Here is an 18,474-nt window from a genome sequence, read left to right on the forward strand (position 1 = left end):
GAACTTTTATCAGGGCTTTTTAAATTTAAGCAGAGCGATCGCAATCTTTCGAGTCTGATTATTTCGTGGAAGCGATCGATTATTTATACAGTAGTGCTAGTGCTGAAAAACTGATGGCAAGACTGGGATACTTGAAAAGTATATTGCCAAGCAAAAATGACTAATTCAACACCAAGTCGTTTGGGTGAACTCGCCAACCTGTTTTTTAAATTGGGTGTCATCGGCTTTGGGGGCCCAGTTGCCCATATTGCCATGATTGAAGATGAAGTGGTTAAATGTCGTCAATGGTTGACAAGAGAGCATTTTCTAGATTTGCTGGGTGCAACTAACCTAATTCCTGGGCCAAATTCCACAGAAATGGCTATCCATATAGGATACATCTATGCAGGATGGCTGGGGCTGATTGTGTCAGGCGTTTGTTTCGTCTTACCTGCGGTTCTAATTACTGGCGGGTTTGCTTGGGTTTATGTTGCCTACGGTACTCTACCCCAAATTGCTCCTTTACTTTATGGTATTAAACCAGCTGTTTTAGCAATCATCATCAATGCCCTGTGGGGCTTGGCAAAAAAGGCTGTGAAAACTCGCCAATTACTAGCGATCGCTTTCGTTGTAGCATTGCTGACATTGTTATTCAAATTAAATGAAGTAATTGCCCTATTAATTGGGGGATTGCTGGGTATGGTTTGGTTACATTCTGGCGATAAACACGATAAACCAGGAGATAAAGCTAACTTTCTGATTGCTAGTCTCAGCACAGGTGCAACCTTGAAAGCATCCGCTGTACTTGCTACATCGGTAGCTACTGCATCTACTGTAACCAACGTTTCTTTATGGCAATTGGGTTGGTTTTTTCTCAAAGTCGGTAGTGTTTTGTTTGGTGGTGGCTACCTTTTGGTGGCTTTTCTGCAAGGGGGATTAGTTCAAGAATACGGCTGGCTGACACAACAGCAATTGTTAGATGCGATCGCAATTGGTCAATTTACCCCTGGGCCAGTACTTTCCACTGCTACGTTTATCGGTTATGTGATTGCTGGCATACCTGGCGCAATTGTTGCCACCATTGGAATTTTTCTACCTTCTTTTGTTTTCGTTGCTGCCCTAAATCCTTTAATCCCACACTTACGAGCCTCTTCTTGGACTAGAGCATTTTTGGATGCTGTGAATGTTAGTGCTGTAGCCCTAATGGTTGTGACTACTCTGCAACTGGGGGCAGCGACTTTAACATTACCACAAGCCCCATTTGTAGATTTTCTCGGTTTAGCGATCGCGATCGTCTCAGCCATTTTAGCCATTCACTTTCGCATCAATGCTGCATGGCTAGTCTTTGGTAGCGCCTTCATTGGATGGGGTGCTTCACTCTTGGGCTACACTCGATGAAATTGCAAGTATTTTAGATTACTAGCAGATATTAGCTTGACTTTAGAGGATGTTTTAAAAGTGGGTGGCTGTAATTTTAGGCACTTGTTGATCCCCCCAACCCACGCCAGTCGCTCATGGGGGAAACCCCCAGACGCTCTCTACGAGACGCTAAAAGCGAACGCGGACTCGCTAACGCTGCGCTATCGCCCTTGGCGTCTCCCCTTCTCCCAAAGGGAGAGGCTAGCGCCAAGGGAGAAGACCCCGCTGGCTCCCCTTTTTAAAGCAGGGCAAAGTCTCTAAAAGTCCCCCTTATTAAGGGGGATTTAGGGGGATCTAAAACGTTTTGCTACCGATCAGAGGACTTTTAAAACATCCTCTTATACACTTATTCGTTTAAGTGTATTTTTTGATTTAAGCTTTCTATCCTGTCTATGACTCGAATTGATAGAGATTTTTCTGATTTTGACGGCAAAAGTCAAGTCAAACAATAGATAGATTAAATCTTGCTTTCAAACTATTTTCATGTGATAATTGCCATTAACTCCGGTAAATCTATGTTTTTTTAGTAGTTTATAGTCAGAGTTCAAAAATTCAGCTAGTCATCTATTTAAAAATAGTCAATGATATAACTTCTAATCACTGACTAATTTGTGGAAATAAAGTTAACTTAAACTAAGGTCAAATAATGTCAATTCAAAACACAGTATCTAGTTGGGAACAACTGTTAGAAACTGCCCAAAAAAATACCCCGGCTCGACGGGTGCGTAGACCAGGGCAATCTCCTTCTACCGCTCCCATCCCTAGCAGTCTCCATAAACTGCCGCCAGATACAGAACCATCAGTGCTGCTCTACCGCGATACTAACTCTTGGTGCCCATTTTGCGAACGGGTTTGGTTTGCTCTCGAAGAAAAAGAAATTCCCTTTGCAACAGAGTTTATCGACTTGAATAACAAGCCTAAATGGTATACCGATTTAGTTTCCACAACCCTTGTACCGGCGGCCAAAATTGAGGACAAGTTAGTTTACGAATCCAAAGATATTCTGTTAGCCTTAGAAGAACGATTTGGGCCAACCTTACTGCCTGAAGACCCAGAGGAAAACACCGTTGCAAGACAGTGGCTTGAGGATGCTGAAACCAATGGTGTGAGAGATATCGCCTACAAATTTCTCAGACAACCCCCAGAAGATCCGCATGAATTAGCAAGCTTACAGGCGGCTTTTGAAGCGAAATTAGACGAACTAGAGCAACTTCTCGGAAAGTATCCCGGCCCATACTTTTTGTCAACATTTAGCGTGGTAGATATTACCTATAGTCCCCATTTAGACAGATTGGCGGCTAACTTACCCGTTTATCGTGGATATCAACTCAAGGGAAATCCCCGCTATCCTCGGATCAACGCTTGGTTTGAAGCGCTCAAACAGCGTCCTGCTTATCACCGCGTCAAATCGGATGATACCACCAACAATTTACTTTTGCGTCGTCGATGGGGCGTGACACCAATCGGCAATCCTTTGCCACCTGACCCGGCTATTAGTCAAGAAATCCAATTTCGGGCAGAAGCGGCTGAAAGGTTGACTGATAATCGAGAAGTTGCTTTAGGAGATATTCTGAAAAACTCCGGGGTGCAAGCATTGGCGGTCAATGGCGACACAACACCCGTTAAAGAAGCGGTTGATTTTCACCTTAGATTGTTGGCGGACTATCTCATCAATGGCAATGGTGCAGCATTACCGTGGGGACGCGTGGGTGGTAAAGACAATGCCGATCCGACTGCGGCTGCAGTTGGTGCTATCACACTCGCCTATGTGAGAAATCGCATCTGTGCGCCACGGGATATGAGCGCTGGTGCGGCAACTGCATTCCGGGCAGCAGCTGATAAAGTGTTGGTATCTCTTTATTAGACCTCTTGCAAAAGTCCCCTAACACCCCACCCCCAACCCCTCCCCGCCGGCGGGGAGGGGAGAATTTGACGTAAGTCAAAGGCGGGGTGGGGTTCTTTTTTTGATTTATGCAAGAAGTCTATTAGCGATCGCATTTTCAAGTCATTTGCAAAAAAATGTAGAGACGTAGCAGTGATACGTCTCTACAAAGGTTTTAGATGGAGATATTTTATCGATAATCTTGACTTTGAATGCTCCCTAAACGGGCAGCATCACGAATATTGTAATCAGCACGAGTAAAGCGATTTAGCTGCATTTCAAAAAAGTCTCGATTAGCTTGTAAATGCTTGGGATTTTGGTCATCTAAAGGATATAAAAGTGCAGTTCGCAAAGCTTGAATTACCGCAGAAGTGACACAGTACATTGACCGTTGAAAACTCACTCCCAACTGAATCAACATATCTTCTTGACCCCGGCAATGTTGGCTATAGTAATCAATAAGATATGGTGGCAAAAAATGCAACATATCTTGCATTAATAATGTCGGGGGAATGCCAGCAGTACCGACTGGAAATACATCAGCGTAAAGAATGCCATAGTGAAAGTCTTTCTGGTCTTCTGGTACTTGACGCGCTTGAGCATTATAAGATTTTGTGCCTCGGAAGGGTGCGGTCCGGTAGAAAACTGCTTCTACATAAGGTAATGCAGCTTCGTATAACCACATGAAACCCTTAGATTTGGGGATAATTTCGTAGCATTCACCACGAATATAAACGTGATGGTAAATGGGACGACCTGCGATCGCAAATATACCATTAACTATGAAGCTCATCGCCTCTGGGACGCTGCTAATGGTACCTTCATCATAACGGTCTGACATTTCAAAGAATACTGGGGCCATGATTTCCCAGAATAAGCCCAGATTAGCGTAGTATGACATCTGGCGGCACTGTTCCAAAAACATATCGGGGAACAGCTTGTAAAGCCCCAGCATGACTGGGTTGCCTTGGAAGTAAGCTTTAATTGCTCGGTCAGCGTTGGCTTTGTATTCTTCTGAATCTAGGTAAGGGTCAAATTGTCCACCCATCCCTCTATGCCACAACATCGCCCGCATACAAGCTTCCGCAAATTCCATGTTAATGCGATCGTGCAACAAGTGATGCAACAACTTCGGCATTTTGAAAGTTTCACCCTTCTCGATAAATGCCAAAAGTTCTGGATGTGCAGTAGCTTCACCGCGCCAAATTCGTAAATCGGCATCATCGCCAGCGTAATGATTATGCAGTTCTAAATACTCTTTGGGTAAGAAGTATTTAAAGAAGGGAAGCGGGTTTAAAAATTCGCGTTCGGCAATATAAAGTAGGTCACGCCAGTAAAAATCCATCGGCACAGCATAAGCTTTATATAAACCGATGATTTGCATCAAATTTTCTGGAGTATCGGGTAACATTGCACCGCCAGCTTCTAAGCGGTGAATTACATCAGCAAATTCGTGCGTTGAAGGGGGTAATTTAATTGCTGTTTTAATTGCTGTCATGGTAATCGTAAATTGGTAGAGACGCGATTTATCGCGTCTGGGGGATAGGTTTTGAAACGCAATTTATCGCGTTTGGGGGATAGATTTTGAGACGCAATAAATCGCGTTTGGGGAGATAGATTTTGAGACGCGATAAATCGCCGTCTCTACAAGTGTTTTTATCTATTTACTATTTCAGCGCAACTTCAGAGATTACGGTTTTTTCTAAGGGGGGAATTGCAGCCACCATTGTTGTAGTTGTGGATTCACTCCAACGCACTAACCAAGTTGGTTGTACTCCCAAAAAGATGATGAAGGCTGCCAAAATTAAAGCTGGTATTTTCTCAGACCAAAGAACTTTGGGATAGTAGGCGATGTTATCGAGTCTGCCAAAACAAGTACGGTTGAGGAGGATGAGAAAATAAACTGCGGTTAATCCACTAGCCACTATACACAAAATTGTCGGGATGGGGAAGGCAGAGAAACTACCTTGAAAGACGATAAATTCCGCGATAAATCCTGTTAAACCGGGAATACCTGCGCTAGCCATTCCACTTAAAACTAGTAAGGCGCTAATTAGAGGTAAACCGCGTATGGGACTCATTAAACCATTGAGTTTATCTAACTCGCGGGTACCGACTTTGGCTTCTACGACTCCTACCAAGTGGAAGAGAATCGCCAGAATGATACCGTGGCTGAACATTTGGGCGACTGCACCAACGAGTGCTAAGGGAGTACTAGCAGCACCAGCTAGCAAGATATAGCCCATGTGACCGACAGAACTGTATGCTACCATGCGCTTGATATCTGTTTGAGCGATCGCAACTACTGCCCCATAAATGGCGCTGATTGCTCCCCAAATTGCTAAAGTCGGTGCAATAATACTCCAAGCGTGGGGAAACATACCCAACCCAAATCGCAGTAGTCCATAAGTTCCTAGCTTTGCTAACACGCCACCGAGAAGAATGGCGATTGGTGCTGAAGCCTCAACGTAAGCATCGGGTAGCCAAGTATGGAAGGGAATTAAGGGAATTTTAATGCCAAAACCTAATACTATTCCTGCTAGTAAAAGGATTTGCTTTGCTGTTGAAAGATTTTCTGTAGAGACGGCATCAAAAGCAAAATTGGTAGAACCACTCAGCCACACCATACCCAAGAATGTCGCCAGAATTAAGGCTCCCGAAACAGAAGTATAAATCAGGAATTTCATCCCAGCATAACCCCGTTTTGCGCCTCCCCAAATGGAAATTAGCAAATAGAAGGGGATTAATTCTAGTTCGTAGAATAAAAAGAATAGCAGCAAATTCTCCGCGAGAAAAGCACCTGCAACTCCTCCACTAACTAATAAAATCATCGAGTAGAACAGCCGAGGACGTTTAGTTTCTTTATTGCTACTGTAAATAGCAATCCAGGTAAGTAGACTATTTAACACCAACATCAAGATAGAAAGCCCATCAACACCTATTTGATAGCTCAAGCCAATGGTTTCATTCCAGGGTAAATACTCTTTAAATTGCATTCCTGGATTGCTGATATCAAACTTTAGCAGAATAAAAAGGTTCCAAAAAAGAACTGTCCCAGAAAAAATTAATGCTGTTAAACGAATACGATGATTAGGGAAGCTTACGGGTAATATTGCTATAAGAGCGGCGGCTAAAATCGGGAGCCAAATCAAAACACTTAGCATGGTAATTTGGGATTTAGGAAAATTGGTAATTGTTATAGTTTTTCTCGTTTTCAGTCAGAGATTGGAAAAGCACATCATTGCGGTTATGCCGCGAATTCGTGAGGCAGAGCCTCTGAATTTGCATTCCCAGTCTCCGACTGGGAAGGAGATTTAAAAGTACAAAAAATCTAACTTACTATACTAATCTCTCCAGTATCTAAATCGTAATAGCCACCGACTATTTTCAGCTTCTCCGCTTTGATCAACTCAGATAAAACTGTCGATGATTTCAATTTTTCAACTTGCGCTAAAATATTTGCTTTACAAGCGTTTTCTAACTTATCTCCTGATTTATCTTTTGAGCTTTCTACACTTGGTTTAATTGCTTCAAGTAAGCTTCCAATTCGCCCTGGTACTTCAGCACCTTTAATCGCGGCCTCTACCGCACCACATCTTTCATGCCCCACGACCATGATAACTTTAGAACCTAATACTAAGCTACCAAATTCTAAGCTACCAATTTGCTGTGTCGTGGCAATATTACCAGCTATCCGGCAGACAAATAAATCTCCAAGTCCTTGGTCAAAAACAATCTCTGAAGGTACTCGTGAATCTGCACAACCGAGAATAGAAGCAAAGGGTTTTTGACCTTTGGCAACTTCGACTAAACGTGAATATGTTTGGTCGGAATTACGACGTTTTCTTTTAGCAAATCTTTCATTTCCATCTAATAGCTCTTGCAATGCTTTATCGGGCGTAATATCTTCTTCTACTGGTTTTTTTTCGGCTGCAAGCAAGTTTGAGCTAAGTCCGGCTGTCAATACACCTGTACCGATCGCACCTGCACCAAACTTCAATAAACCTCTTCTGGAAAGATTGATTTGGGGATGTTGTATGCTCATGAAATTCTCCTCACAATATTAAACTGTTAGCTTTTAGGGACTTCCAAGAAATAAATTATCCAATCTTGTGGGGTGGACATCTTGCCCGCCTTTGACTATGGACGGGCGAGACGCTGACCCCACAATAAATAGTTGTATATTTTTTTATTTGTCAGTCCCTTAGTAGGATAGTTACTGCTATCCAATTGTCGAGATTTGAAAAACCATATTTAAAAATTGCATTCCCCAAAATGGCCAAGTTACCCACATTCCTAAAAAACTCACTCCTAAAAGAACAGTGAATGCATAAAATTGGGTTTGTCCAGAGGTGCTGTATTTAAGACCTTCGCCACCTAATAGCGAAAATAAACCAACAAAATTCACGATGCCATCGACTACAAAGCGGTCAATCATATCGGCAAGTTGGGAAATTTTGGCAACTCCAAAAATTATGGTCATTTTATAGAGTTTGGGGGTGTAAAAGTCGTATGCAAATAAATCTTGTAATCCTTGCCAAGGGAGACGAATCGGTTTGGGAATATTGCTTAAATAAATCACACCAGTGATGCTGCAACCGAAAATACTCGACCAAATTAAAAGCAGTGCGACATCTTTATTTAGGCTTGCCCAATCCGGTAAAAGTGATAAGCTTTGCAACACTAAAGGAAGATGTAGACTGACACCAAGTAAAATCATTGTTGGCACAATCATCGGCCAGTGAGCTTCAGGCGATCGCTGACTCATTTGTGTTGGTTTACCGCCAAAAACTAAACTAAATTCTCTGGTTAAACTTACGGCTGTTAAAGCATTTACCGCGATTATTACTCCCACTAACCAAGGTTGCGTTTCCCACAACCCATCTGTTAATTTTACCAGCGCCCAAAAGCTACCCAGTGGTGGAAAACCAATTAATCCTAATGTCCCGACGATAAAAGCGATCGCAGAAATCGGGCGACGCCTCCACAATCCGCCTAATTGGGTAACATCTTGGGTGATGCTATTCCAAATAATTCCCCCAGTACTCATCACTAATAGGGCTGCGGATATGGCATGGGTGAGTACTAACAATAGCGCCGCTTCGTATTGTTGCACTCCTACAGCGATAAATACTAAACCCATGTATGCGCTGACAGAATAGGATTGGCAGCGTTTAAGATCGATTTGAGCGATCGCAATTAAAGAAGCACCCACAGCTGTCACCGCACCAATCGCAACCATCGCCGAGGAAGCTATGGGCGAGATGCTTAACACAGGTTGCAATTTAATTAGCACCCATGCACCACTGGCTACTACTACCGAGTTCCGCAAAATCGTACTGGGAACAGGGCCTTCCATCGCTTCATCTAGCCATAAATGCAGGGGAAATTGGGCACATTTACCCATCGGACCAGCAATTAAAGCTAAACTTACCAGTGCCATAGTTGTCGGGTTGACGTTAGCAGTAGCCGCCCACTCAGCTAATTCTGGATAATTCCAAGTTCCAGCTAAAGGCCATAATGCCAACACGCCCATCAGCAAGAATAAGTCTCCCACCCGCTTGGTTAAAAACGCATCTCTTGCACCTGAAACTACCAAGGGTTGGCTAAACCATAAGCCGACTAGTAGATAGGTTCCCAGCGTCAGCACTTCCAAAATTACATAGCTGAAGAACAAATCATTACACAAAGCAAGGGCACACAATCCCGCTTCAAATAATCCTAATAAGGAATAGAAACGTCCCCAACCCCAATCCATTTCCATGTAGCCGATCGCATAAATCTGCGCTAGCAAATTCAAGCCAGTAATCACAACTAAAGCGCCGACACTGACCGAGGAGATTTCCAAAGCAATGGTTAAGTCTAAACCAGCCGTAGATAACCAAGGAATAAATACTTCTTGGGCTGGATAATTCCAAGTTGCTTGTAAGGCGATCGCACTATGTACAAACGCCAAAAATGTCATTACCAAATTTACGTAACCCGCCGGTCTTGGCCCCGTTTTCCGAATGATCCCTGGCGACCAAGGGACGGCTAATAAGCCACCGATTAAGGCATAGCACGGAACTAGCCAAACAGTCTCTAGTAGAAACTGAGCCATCTAACTCACCTCTATAATTGTTATTAAAAATTTGTGGTTTTGAGTCAACTGGCGTTGATCCCAGTTAACCCAGCGACGATCTACGACGGACGACGCCTACGCAGAACATACAAATTTATGTTTATTTAATTTTGTTAGAAACAGCTTACCGTTATATCTGTCAAAATGGAATTAGTTAATTAAATAAATTTAAGATAATAACTCTAATTATTTCTTATATAACCAACTATTTCAGCAAGAAATAATAGGTATTTATTCTTATCTATACATCAAGTGAGGGATAAATCAATAGTTATCATTAGTTTTATCAATTAATATAAATGACGAGAGACGCGATTGATTGCGTCTCTACAAATCGACTAAATGTAATTTATATTTTGGTGATTTTGTCAACCTGCCAGTGAGAGATAGTAATAGCAGGTGGTGAGTCAACTTGGCTGATGGGGGCGGGTTTCATGTCTCGGTAGTCTAGGAGTTGGACTACGATGAGGTAGGCGATCGCTAAAATCACCGAAATCGCACCTGTAAGAATAGCAATTATTTTTGAACGTTCCATCAATATTTCCTGTAATGCAAGTTATTGCGCTGTGCCTATCTCTACATTAATACCTGAGAAACACATGACACACTTGAGGATGCGATCGCTAAAATAGCAGAAATCGCACCTGTAAACCGTTATAAAATTTTGAGTAGGAATTAAATTGCAAAACCGCAGATGCTTTCTTCACCCATGTGGGTATGCAATACGGTTCGGATAAGATCCCCCCGCCTGCGGCGACCCCCTTAAAAAGGGGGTAAATATCAAAAAAAGCCCCCCTTTTTAAGGGGGGTTGGGGGGATCTTCGAGGGACAAACATGTTAACTAAACCGTATTGTGTAGGTATGAGCTTTCAGCTAGTTACCTAGTTTTAACTCTTGACAAACCGCAAAAATCTTGAACTTGTCACGCATCGGACAGCGGTAAATCATTTAAGTCGCTTTTAATAAAAACGTGTAAAAATGAGCCTTTGAACCTCAACGTTGACCTTCTGAGGCTCGAAGTTGACCTTCTGAGGCTCGACGTTGACCTTCTGAGGCTCAACATTGACCTTCTGAGGCTCGACGTTGACTTTCTGAGGCTCGACGTTGACCTTCTGAGCCTCGATGTTGACCTTCTGAGCCTCAATGTTGACCTTCTGAGCCTCGATGTTGACCTTCTGAGCCTCGAAATTGCGGCTTTTATCCTCGAAGTTGCACCTTTGAAGCTCAACTAACAAATATATCTAACCATTCCTGAATTTACAGGGGTGAGCGTGTAGTAAAATTTGCTCACCTCTGTAAAGTGGAACATGGCTTTAGACTTCTCCGGTCAAAATCTCCGAGGACGCAACTTCAAAGGTAGACAAGACCTTGCGGGTGCAAACTTTAGCTATGCCGACATCCGAGGGGCAAACTTCACTAATGCTAATTTAACAGGTGCAAACTTCAGCCATGCCAAAGCTGGACTGCAACGCCGTTGGGCAATTTTACTAGTCATTGTCTCGTGGCTGTTGTCGGGACTGTCAGGATTATTATGGGCTTTCAACGGTTATTTGGTGTCACTAATATTTTATTCCAAATTAGACAATCACATTGCCGGCTGGACTGCCCTAATCGTATTAATTGCCTTTTTCTTCGTCATAATTCGCCAAGGAGTAGCAGCTGGTTTAGGAGCCGTCGTCTTCGCCTTCGCCGGAGCCGGAGCCTTCGCCGTCGCCGGAGCTTTAGCCGGAGCCTTCGCCGTCGCCTTTGCCGTCGCCTTCGCCTTTGCCGTCGCCTTCGCCGTCGCCTTCGCCGTCGCCTTTGCCGTCGCCTTTGCCGTCGCCGGAACGTTATTTAGTATCTACATCAGCTGGCGAGCCATGAAAGGAGACGAAAAACACTCCTTGATTCGTAATATCGCGATCGCCTTTGCTGCAACAGGAGGTACAAGTTTTTATGGCGCTGACTTAACCAATGCTGATTTCACCCAAGCTACGCTCAAAAGTACAGATTTCCGTAACGCTATCCTTATTAATACGCGTTGGTATCAAGCCAAAATGCTTGACCGTGTTCGTCCTGGTTTGACTTATCTGCAAAACTCACAAGTACGTCAACTGATGATTACAGGACAGGGACAGGATAAAAACTTTGACCGTCAAAACCTCCGAGGTATCAACTTAAAAGAAGCTAACCTAGCAGATGCCAGCTTTATTGGCGCTGATCTCAGTGAAGCTAATTTCCAAGATGCCGATTTGTCAAGAGCAAAGCTGAAGCAAACGCAACTAGACGGCACAGATTTAACAGGTGCAACACTCACCGGAGCTTACATTGAAGATTGGGGAATTACAAATACAACTAAATTGCATGGGGTGAGGTGTGAATATGTCTTCATGCGCTTACCCACCAAAGAAGACCCTGACCCCCTCCGCAAACCTGATAATAATCAAGAGATATTTGCAGACGGAGACTTTGCCGACTTTATCCAGCCAATTTTTGATACCCTCGACCTTTACCATAATCAAGGCGTTGACCCCCGCGCTGTTGCCATTGCTTTCAAAAACCTGGCCGAAAATCATCCCGAAGCCGAGTTAGAAATCGTCGCAATGGAGAAACACGGCAATGATAAATTTTTACTCAGAGCCAAAACCGCACCCGGTAGCGATAAATCTCAATTGAGTGCAGAATATTTTGATGATTATAATCAACTCAAAGCTTTATCGCAGAGTCAGCAATTATTGCTGGTAGAAAAAAGCGATCATATTCGTAATTTAGAAAATATGATCACAACCGCACTTGGGCATCCTAAATCTTATACACAAGGAAATACCATCATGTCTGATATCAGCGGCATCAACATTCAAGGCAGCAGTAATGTCAGCGGTATCGCTGGGAATAGTTCTGTTGCTAATCTGGGAACCATCAGCGGTAATGTGAGTATTGCCCTCAATGAGTTACCTGATGCGCCAGATGCGGAGAAACCAGGAATCAAAGAATTATTGTCGCAGTTGCAAGATGCGATCGTACAATCGACATATTTACCAGAAGAAGACAAAGCCGAAGCGCTAGAACAGGTGAAGACTTTGGCAGAAGCGGGTAAAAATCCTCAAGAATCCACCAAGCAGAAGACGGCAAAAACAGCAATCACCATGTTGAAAGGGATATTTACAGGCTTACCTGCGATCGCCTCGGTGATTGAAGCGGCTAATAAATTATTACCTGCGATTTCTAAATTATTCGGTTTGGGATAATTTAATGTGAGGTTTTTTGAATAAAAAATGCTTAAGAGGATGTTTTAAAAGTTCTTTGGTCGGTAGCAAAACGTTTTAGATCCCCCTAAATCCCCCTTAAAAAGGGGGACTTTGATTTCTGTTCCCTCTTAAAAAGGAGGACTTTGATTTCCGTTCCCTCTTAAAAAGGGGGACTTTGATTTCCGTTCCCCCCTTTTTAAGGGGGGTTAGGGGGGATCTCTCTCGCATAAGTCCTGTTCTAATTACGATTTACCTGGCCACGATCGCATCTACTTTCTTCATTCTCAGGTAGTTTTGGAATGTAGAGTTAAGTTTTTCCAAAATGTCTTTAACTGAAGAAATTCTTTCCCAATTACCCGGCGATGTTTTAGGAGGATTGCGCCAAGGCGATCGCATCTTAACATCTGTGCGCGAAAACTCCGCACCAGTACCAACGTTAGTTAAAGAAAGTCAACAACCTTTAGGCGATACGGACTTCGATGTACTTATCTGCGGTGGCACTTTGGGCATTTTAATTGGTTGCGCCTTGGCGGTGAAGGGATTGCGGGTAGCATTGCTGGAACGGGGAATTTTGCGGGGGAGGGAACAAGAGTGGAATATTTCTCGCAAAGAATTAGATGTATTTGTGGAATTGAACTTGCTGACTGAGGAAGAATTAGCAAGTGCGATCGCAACTCAATATAACCCAGCACGAGTTAGTTTTGCTGGCGGTACAGAAGTTTGGGTAGAGGATGTTTTGAATATCGGCGTAGATCCAGTTTATCTACTAGCTACCTTGAAAACCCGATTTCTCGCTGCTGGGGGAAAGTTGTTAGAAAACACACCTTTTACCGAAGCAGTGGTTCATCCCAATGGTGTGATGGTAAATAACCAATTCAAAACTCGGTTATTAATCGACGCGATGGGACATTTTTCACCCATCACCCAACAAGCACGCCAAGGCAAAAAACCAGACGCTTTATGCTTAGTTGTCGGAAGTTGCGCTCAAGGTTTTCCAGAAAATAACTCAGGCGACTTATTATTATCATTCACTGAGTTGCAAAATCAATGCCAGTACTTCTGGGAAGCCTTCCCAGCCAGGGATGGCAGAACCACTTACTTGTTTACTTACATGGATGCAGAACCCCAACGTTTGAGTTTAGAAGCTCTATTTGAGGAATATCTGCGTCTTTTAACAGAATATCAGGGAGTAGAGTTGAGCAACCTGAAATTTCAACGGGCACTATTTGGTTTCTTTCCCACCTATCGCCAAAGTCCGCTAAAAACCCCTTGGAGTCGCATTCTACCAGCCGGAGATAGCAGTGGTAGTCAATCTCCCTTGAGTTTTGGTGGTTTTGGGGCAATGGTGCGTCACCTGAAGCGTTTAACTTATGGCATTTCCGAAGCGCTGGAAACAGAACAATTATCTGCAAAAGCATTAGCACTGCTGCAACCCTATCAGCCAAGTTTGACTGTTACCTGGTTATTTCAAAGGGCGATGAGTGTTGGTGTAAATCAGAAAATTGCCCCAGATCAAATTAACCAATTACTCTCAGCGGTATTTCAGCAAATGCAACAGTTGGGTACACCAGTCCTAAAACCATTTTTACAAGATATAGTACAGTTTTCGGCACTAACACAAACACTGTTAAGAACTGGTTTATATCATCCTGGATTAGTTGCCAAGATAATTCCACAAGTAGGTTTGGCAAGTTTGTTAGATTGGATGTTACATTACAGTAATTTAGGTGTATACACTGCCTTGTTTTCGCTAAGTCCAATGCTAGAAACATGGATTAAGAATCAACCAAAAGAACAACAATATTATTGGCATCGTTTGATTGATGCTTGGAAGTATGGTTCTGGCGGTGATTACTCAGATGAAACTTAGAATAATATCGGTGTGAGGATAACATGATGGAACGGAAATCATCAGGAATCAAATACTTTGCAGTGCTGATTGGATTCCTGCGCGATCGCCAAGGTTTTCTAGAGGAAATTCGTCAAGGTACGAGATTACCAAATAAAATCATTTCGCTGCTGGTTTGCAGTTCCTTATTTATTGCTGCTTATGGCGGAATCATTGGTGCATACCATAGCTGGATGCAAGCTTTATCTTCCGCAATTAAACTCCCAGCCCTTTATTTAATCACACTTTTGATTTGCATCCCGACGTTGTTCTTTGCCAACATTATTTTTGGTTCCAAACGGAGTTTTGCACAGCATTTAGCATTAGTTTTAACTGCGGTTTCAGTCACGAGCGTACTTTTATTTAGCTTTGCTCCAATCACATTGTTTTTCTTAATTACCACCAATAATTACCAATTTTTAATTCTGTTAAATGTCTTGATCTTTGCCATCACTGGATTTATTGGTGTTTCATCTTTGTATCAAGCCACAAGTTTAGTTTTAGAACAAGATAATGAAGGTAGTAAAACCCGCCAGAAAATTTTACAATTCTGGCTATTTCTTTACGCTTTCGTAGGCAGTCAGTTAGGATGGACTCTCAGACCGTTTTTTGGCACACCTGGTTCTGTCTTTGAACTATTCCGCGAAAGAGAAGGTAATTTCTATTTAAGCGTCATTAAATCTCTTAGCTATCTCTTTGGATTCCGTTAATTAGTCATTAGCAATTCCACAAAATATACAAACTATAAAATCATGCTGAAAAAGCAAAATCGCGGCATTCAACAATTTGGTGTTTTGGTTAATTTACTGCGCGATCGCCAGTCATTCTTAGAAGAAATTCGTCAGGGAGTGCGATTACAAAATAAAATCAGTTCTCTGTTCGTAACTAGTTCTATATTCTTTGCCCTTTATGGAGCAATTATCGGTGCGTCCCACAGTTGGGGACAGGCATTGTCTGGTGCTATTAAGCTTCCGGTATTCTATTTAATCACACTGATTATTTGTTTCCCGACTTTATTCTTTTTTAATGTTTTATTTGGTTCTCGGAGCAGTATTTTACAGCATTTCGTTGTATTACTCACATCTGTATCAGTGATTAGTGTACTTTTATTTAGCTTGGCACCAGTTACCCTATTTTTTCTAATCACTACACCCGATTCTTATCAATTTTTTAAACTGCTGAATGTATTTATTTTTGGCATTACAGGCATATTTGGCGTGAAGTTCCTGTATGAAGGAATGCAATTACTTTCTCAACAAGATGAAGTTGGTAAAAAAACTCGCACCACTATTTTAAGATCCTGGTTATTGCTTTATGCCTTTGTTGGTATGCAATTAGGATGGTTTCTCAGACCATTTTTTGGTGCGCCTGACTCTAAATTTGAGTTGTTTCGGGCAGTGAAAGGTAACTTTTATTTGGATATTGTAACGGCGATTTCCGAAATTTTAGGTTTGCGTTAATCTGAGAAAAAGATAATTACTCTAGTTTCCAGTGACAACTAGTAGTTAAAACTTTCATCGTTCCCAGGCAGCAGCCTGGGAATGCATTCATTAAGTCTCTAACTCAATAGACCTCTTAAGTCCCTCTCCCAAGCTTGGGAGAGGGACTTAGGGTGAGGGCTTTAGATTCATGCAACAAGTCTAATCTCAAAAAGCTTCTTATAGACTGACTTTCAGCTTCAGCTTAAGGGTCAGTTTTCAGATATTCTTGTAATTGCTGGGTACGCAGTTTTGTGGTATCTTCCAAACAACCAAAATAAATGCTAGAAGCAATACTTCCGCCCTCATATCTGCTTCTCTCAAACTCACAATTGGTATCTCGAAACTTGATCCATGCTACCTGTGCAGCAATCAATTTCTGTTTTCTAGGTCTTTCTAATGTAGATATCAATTGTTGATAAACCTGATTCAGTTTTTTATCTGCATTCTGATAAGACAACTTCGTACATTCATTAATTGCTGCTTGAGTTTGAGGATTATTGCAGTTTAACTTTTGAACTAAGCGCATCTCAGATAAATCAGACGTTGTACCTGCTATTGTCATCGCAGAAGTATTTAAACTGCTGAGGGTTAGTATACTGGAAAAAACTAGTAATAATTGACGCATAGCAAAATCTTGATTGTTAAGTATAGAAATTTGATATTCTTGGTAGCCTCGAACTCAGAATCAGAGTAGGAAGTGGTATGCTCCACAAAGAAGTATCATGGTTCATTCTGGCTACCAGTACACCCCAGCGATGGAATTTTGGTTAAAAGAAGAAGACAGCAACTGCACGAAATCGAATAAGCGATCGCTAGTATATATACTTATTGCATCATCCAGAAAAAGGGATGAAATTTTTATTTAAGCAAATAAAATATATATTTTTGTTTGAAGTATGATATCTGTGTCTAAAATATTTTTATTATACAGCCAAATTCCGATAAAACTCTTGCATTGATCGTTAAAATAACTGTATTCTTTATATTGTTGAAAATTGTTTTTCACAAAATCAATAACAAAGCACAATTTCAGCACATCGCAAAAAACATTGACTGGGCAAATCGATAAATGTCGATATCAAACCAAAATCTATGTATGCTGTTGTTGCTGGCATTATGAGTAACAGGAGCAACTCCCGAAATGAAAAATCAAATATTTTATTTATGTGTGTAGTGTAGCAAGGAATTCAAAATTTTTTCTATTCCCTATCTCTTACAGTCCATACCTAATTTGAATAGAGAAGAGTATTGGCTAAATTTTCAATCTTTTCATCTCTTTAATCAGGGCAAGAAATCTATTCTGTGCTGGCTGAGTTTGGGATTTCAAACCCATTTTATCAACGAATCAAGACCAGGAAAATTATGACCTCTTTAGATCCTAATTTTTTTGACATCCCGGACAAAAGCCTAATCATCAACGGCTGGGTCGATGATGACTATAAAAAGCTAAATGGCAACAACTTGGAAGTCATCTTTAAAGACGTAGTAGATACAGAAGTAAGAACGGTAACTTCAGAAGCACAAAAACTGCTGAAAGCTCCACCAAAGGAATTATTAGCGCCTCCTGGTGATTTCAATCCTACACTACTATTGTTTTTTGCATCTGTGACAGTATTGGTGTCATCTCATTGTGGTTACTGGCTTTGGCAATGGCCAGACTGGCTGTGTTTTAGTTTTAATGTTATTGCTTTGCATTGTTCTGGAACAGTAATTCATGATGCTTGTCACCAATCTGCCCACCGCAATCGAGTCATTAATGCCATATTAGGGCATGGTAGCGCCCTGATGCTAGGGTTCGTTTTCCCAGTGTTTACACGAGTACATTTGCAGCATCATGCTCATGTCAACGATCCCAAAGATGACCCAGATCATTTTGTTTCTACAGGTGGCCCGCTGTGGATGATTGCATTTCGATTCTTGTCCCACGAGGTGTTTTTCTTTCGACGGCGACTGTGGCGCAAATATGAACTATGGGAATGGTTAATTAGCCGCTCAATTGTTGTTGCAATTGTTTATATCTCAGTTCAGTATCATTTTTTAATGTACGTTCTCAATTTTTGGGTTGTACCTTCTGGTATCGTGGGATTAATACTGGGCTTGTTTTTTGATTATTTGCCCCATCGTCCCTTTGTTGAACGCGATCGCTGGAAAAATGCTCGTGTATACCCTAGCCCAATTCTTAATATCCTGATTTTAGGCCAGAACTACCATTTAATTCATCATTTATGGACTTGTATTCCCTGGTACAAATATCAGTCTACATACTATCTGATGAAGCCTTTATTAGATGAAAAAGGCTGTTATCAAACTTCAGGGTTACTACAAAAGAAAGACTTTTTAGAGTTTATTTACGATATCTTTGTAGGAATTCGTTTTTCTCATCAAAAAACTAAAAATCAAGATGAATCACAAAGTCGTAAATAAGCCTTAACTCGTGAATTAGTCATTAGTGATTGGTCATTTGTAAATAACCAATG

The 18,474-nt window shown here is 41.8% G+C and carries 14 protein-coding genes; 8 read left to right on the plus strand and 6 right to left on the minus strand.

From position 1 onward, the window contains the following. Positions 1-156 precede the first annotated feature (156 nt). Both chrA and V7K44_RS30175 read left to right on the plus strand, forming a co-directional pair. Positions 157-1,377, plus strand: coding sequence for a chromate efflux transporter (chrA, locus tag V7K44_RS30170; RefSeq protein ID WP_334937301.1), 1,221 nt, complete (start codon positions 157-159; stop codon positions 1,375-1,377). 667 nt (positions 1,378-2,044) lie between these two features. Next, the gene (locus tag V7K44_RS30175; RefSeq protein ID WP_334937303.1) at positions 2,045-3,262 is read left to right on the plus strand and encodes a glutathione S-transferase family protein; all 1,218 of its coding nucleotides are present in this window, start codon (positions 2,045-2,047) and stop codon (positions 3,260-3,262) included. A 208-nt stretch (positions 3,263-3,470) separates the two neighbouring features. Here V7K44_RS30175 and V7K44_RS30180 read toward each other — a convergent pair whose 3' ends face one another. The 5 genes from V7K44_RS30180 to V7K44_RS30200 all read right to left on the minus strand — a co-directional run bounded on the left by V7K44_RS30180 (position 3,471) and on the right by V7K44_RS30200 (position 9,936). Beyond that, complete coding sequence (locus V7K44_RS30180; RefSeq protein ID WP_334937305.1) at positions 3,471-4,778, minus strand: CO2 hydration protein; 1,308 nt, start codon at positions 4,776-4,778, stop codon at positions 3,471-3,473. A 169-nt stretch (positions 4,779-4,947) separates the two neighbouring features. After that, positions 4,948-6,444 carry an NADH-quinone oxidoreductase subunit M gene (locus V7K44_RS30185; RefSeq protein WP_334937307.1) on the minus strand — a complete coding sequence of 499 codons (1,497 nt, stop codon included), beginning with the start codon at positions 6,442-6,444 and terminating at the stop codon, positions 4,948-4,950. Positions 6,445-6,611: 167 nt separating this feature from the next. Next, entirely contained in the window at positions 6,612-7,325 is a 714-nt protein-coding gene (locus V7K44_RS30190; RefSeq protein WP_334937309.1) for a carbonic anhydrase, read from the minus strand. A 177-nt stretch (positions 7,326-7,502) separates the two neighbouring features. Next, on the minus strand, positions 7,503-9,380 hold the full coding sequence (locus V7K44_RS30195; RefSeq protein ID WP_334937311.1) for an NAD(P)H-quinone oxidoreductase subunit F: 1,878 nt from the start codon (positions 9,378-9,380) through the stop codon (positions 7,503-7,505). A 370-nt stretch (positions 9,381-9,750) separates the two neighbouring features. After that, the gene (locus V7K44_RS30200) at positions 9,751-9,936 is read right to left on the minus strand and encodes a hypothetical protein (RefSeq protein WP_334835192.1); all 186 of its coding nucleotides are present in this window, start codon (positions 9,934-9,936) and stop codon (positions 9,751-9,753) included. Positions 9,937-10,387: 451 nt separating this feature from the next. Between V7K44_RS30200 and V7K44_RS30205 the strand changes: the two genes are divergently transcribed. From V7K44_RS30205 to V7K44_RS30225, 5 genes are all read left to right on the plus strand, one after another. Beyond that, on the plus strand, positions 10,388-10,633 hold the full coding sequence (locus V7K44_RS30205; protein WP_334937313.1) for a hypothetical protein: 246 nt from the start codon (positions 10,388-10,390) through the stop codon (positions 10,631-10,633). A gap of 75 nt (positions 10,634-10,708) precedes the next feature. Next, positions 10,709-12,628: a pentapeptide repeat-containing protein gene (locus V7K44_RS30210; RefSeq protein WP_334937315.1), complete on the plus strand. Its 1,920-nt coding sequence runs from the start codon at positions 10,709-10,711 to the stop codon at positions 12,626-12,628. A 322-nt stretch (positions 12,629-12,950) separates the two neighbouring features. After that, positions 12,951-14,498, plus strand: coding sequence for an FAD-dependent oxidoreductase (locus V7K44_RS30215; protein WP_334937317.1), 1,548 nt, complete (start codon positions 12,951-12,953; stop codon positions 14,496-14,498). A gap of 23 nt (positions 14,499-14,521) precedes the next feature. Beyond that, positions 14,522-15,226, plus strand: coding sequence for an actin-binding WH2 domain-containing protein (locus tag V7K44_RS30220; RefSeq protein WP_334937319.1), 705 nt, complete (start codon positions 14,522-14,524; stop codon positions 15,224-15,226). A gap of 42 nt (positions 15,227-15,268) precedes the next feature. Next, the gene (locus V7K44_RS30225) at positions 15,269-15,976 is read left to right on the plus strand and encodes an actin-binding WH2 domain-containing protein (RefSeq protein WP_334937321.1); all 708 of its coding nucleotides are present in this window, start codon (positions 15,269-15,271) and stop codon (positions 15,974-15,976) included. 223 nt (positions 15,977-16,199) lie between these two features. Here V7K44_RS30225 and V7K44_RS30230 read toward each other — a convergent pair whose 3' ends face one another. Further along, positions 16,200-16,622, minus strand: a complete 423-nt coding sequence (locus tag V7K44_RS30230) for a lysozyme inhibitor LprI family protein (RefSeq protein ID WP_334937322.1) — start codon at positions 16,620-16,622, stop codon at positions 16,200-16,202. A gap of 737 nt (positions 16,623-17,359) precedes the next feature. Here V7K44_RS30230 and crtR point away from each other — a divergent pair. Further along, positions 17,360-18,421 carry a beta-carotene hydroxylase gene (gene crtR / locus V7K44_RS30235; protein ID WP_334937324.1) on the plus strand — a complete coding sequence of 354 codons (1,062 nt, stop codon included), beginning with the start codon at positions 17,360-17,362 and terminating at the stop codon, positions 18,419-18,421. The last annotated feature ends 53 nt before the right edge of the window (positions 18,422-18,474 follow it).

The sequence above is a fragment of the Nostoc sp. genome (assembly GCF_036917235.1).
In the GTDB taxonomy this organism is placed as follows: domain Bacteria; phylum Cyanobacteriota; class Cyanobacteriia; order Cyanobacteriales; family Nostocaceae; genus Nostoc.

What these genes read in the sequence shown, in the direction of transcription:
- chrA (WP_334937301.1), top strand. Translation starts at nt 157, where the DNA reads ATGACTAATTCAACACCAAGTCGTTTGGGTGAACTCGCCAACCTGTTT.
- V7K44_RS30210 (WP_334937315.1), top strand. Translation starts at nt 10,709, where the DNA reads ATGGCTTTAGACTTCTCCGGTCAAAATCTCCGAGGACGCAACTTCAAA.
- V7K44_RS30225 (WP_334937321.1), top strand. Translation starts at nt 15,269, where the DNA reads ATGCTGAAAAAGCAAAATCGCGGCATTCAACAATTTGGTGTTTTGGTT.
- V7K44_RS30175 (WP_334937303.1), top strand. Translation starts at nt 2,045, where the DNA reads ATGTCAATTCAAAACACAGTATCTAGTTGGGAACAACTGTTAGAAACT.
- V7K44_RS30215 (WP_334937317.1), top strand. Translation starts at nt 12,951, where the DNA reads ATGTCTTTAACTGAAGAAATTCTTTCCCAATTACCCGGCGATGTTTTA.
- V7K44_RS30180 (WP_334937305.1), bottom strand. Translation starts at nt 4,778, where the DNA reads ATGACAGCAATTAAAACAGCAATTAAATTACCCCCTTCAACGCACGAA.
- V7K44_RS30195 (WP_334937311.1), bottom strand. Translation starts at nt 9,380, where the DNA reads ATGGCTCAGTTTCTACTAGAGACTGTTTGGCTAGTTCCGTGCTATGCC.
- V7K44_RS30230 (WP_334937322.1), bottom strand. Translation starts at nt 16,622, where the DNA reads ATGCGTCAATTATTACTAGTTTTTTCCAGTATACTAACCCTCAGCAGT.
- crtR (WP_334937324.1), top strand. Translation starts at nt 17,360, where the DNA reads ATGACCTCTTTAGATCCTAATTTTTTTGACATCCCGGACAAAAGCCTA.
- V7K44_RS30220 (WP_334937319.1), top strand. Translation starts at nt 14,522, where the DNA reads ATGATGGAACGGAAATCATCAGGAATCAAATACTTTGCAGTGCTGATT.
- V7K44_RS30185 (WP_334937307.1), bottom strand. Translation starts at nt 6,444, where the DNA reads ATGCTAAGTGTTTTGATTTGGCTCCCGATTTTAGCCGCCGCTCTTATA.
- V7K44_RS30200 (WP_334835192.1), bottom strand. Translation starts at nt 9,936, where the DNA reads ATGGAACGTTCAAAAATAATTGCTATTCTTACAGGTGCGATTTCGGTG.
- V7K44_RS30190 (WP_334937309.1), bottom strand. Translation starts at nt 7,325, where the DNA reads ATGAGCATACAACATCCCCAAATCAATCTTTCCAGAAGAGGTTTATTG.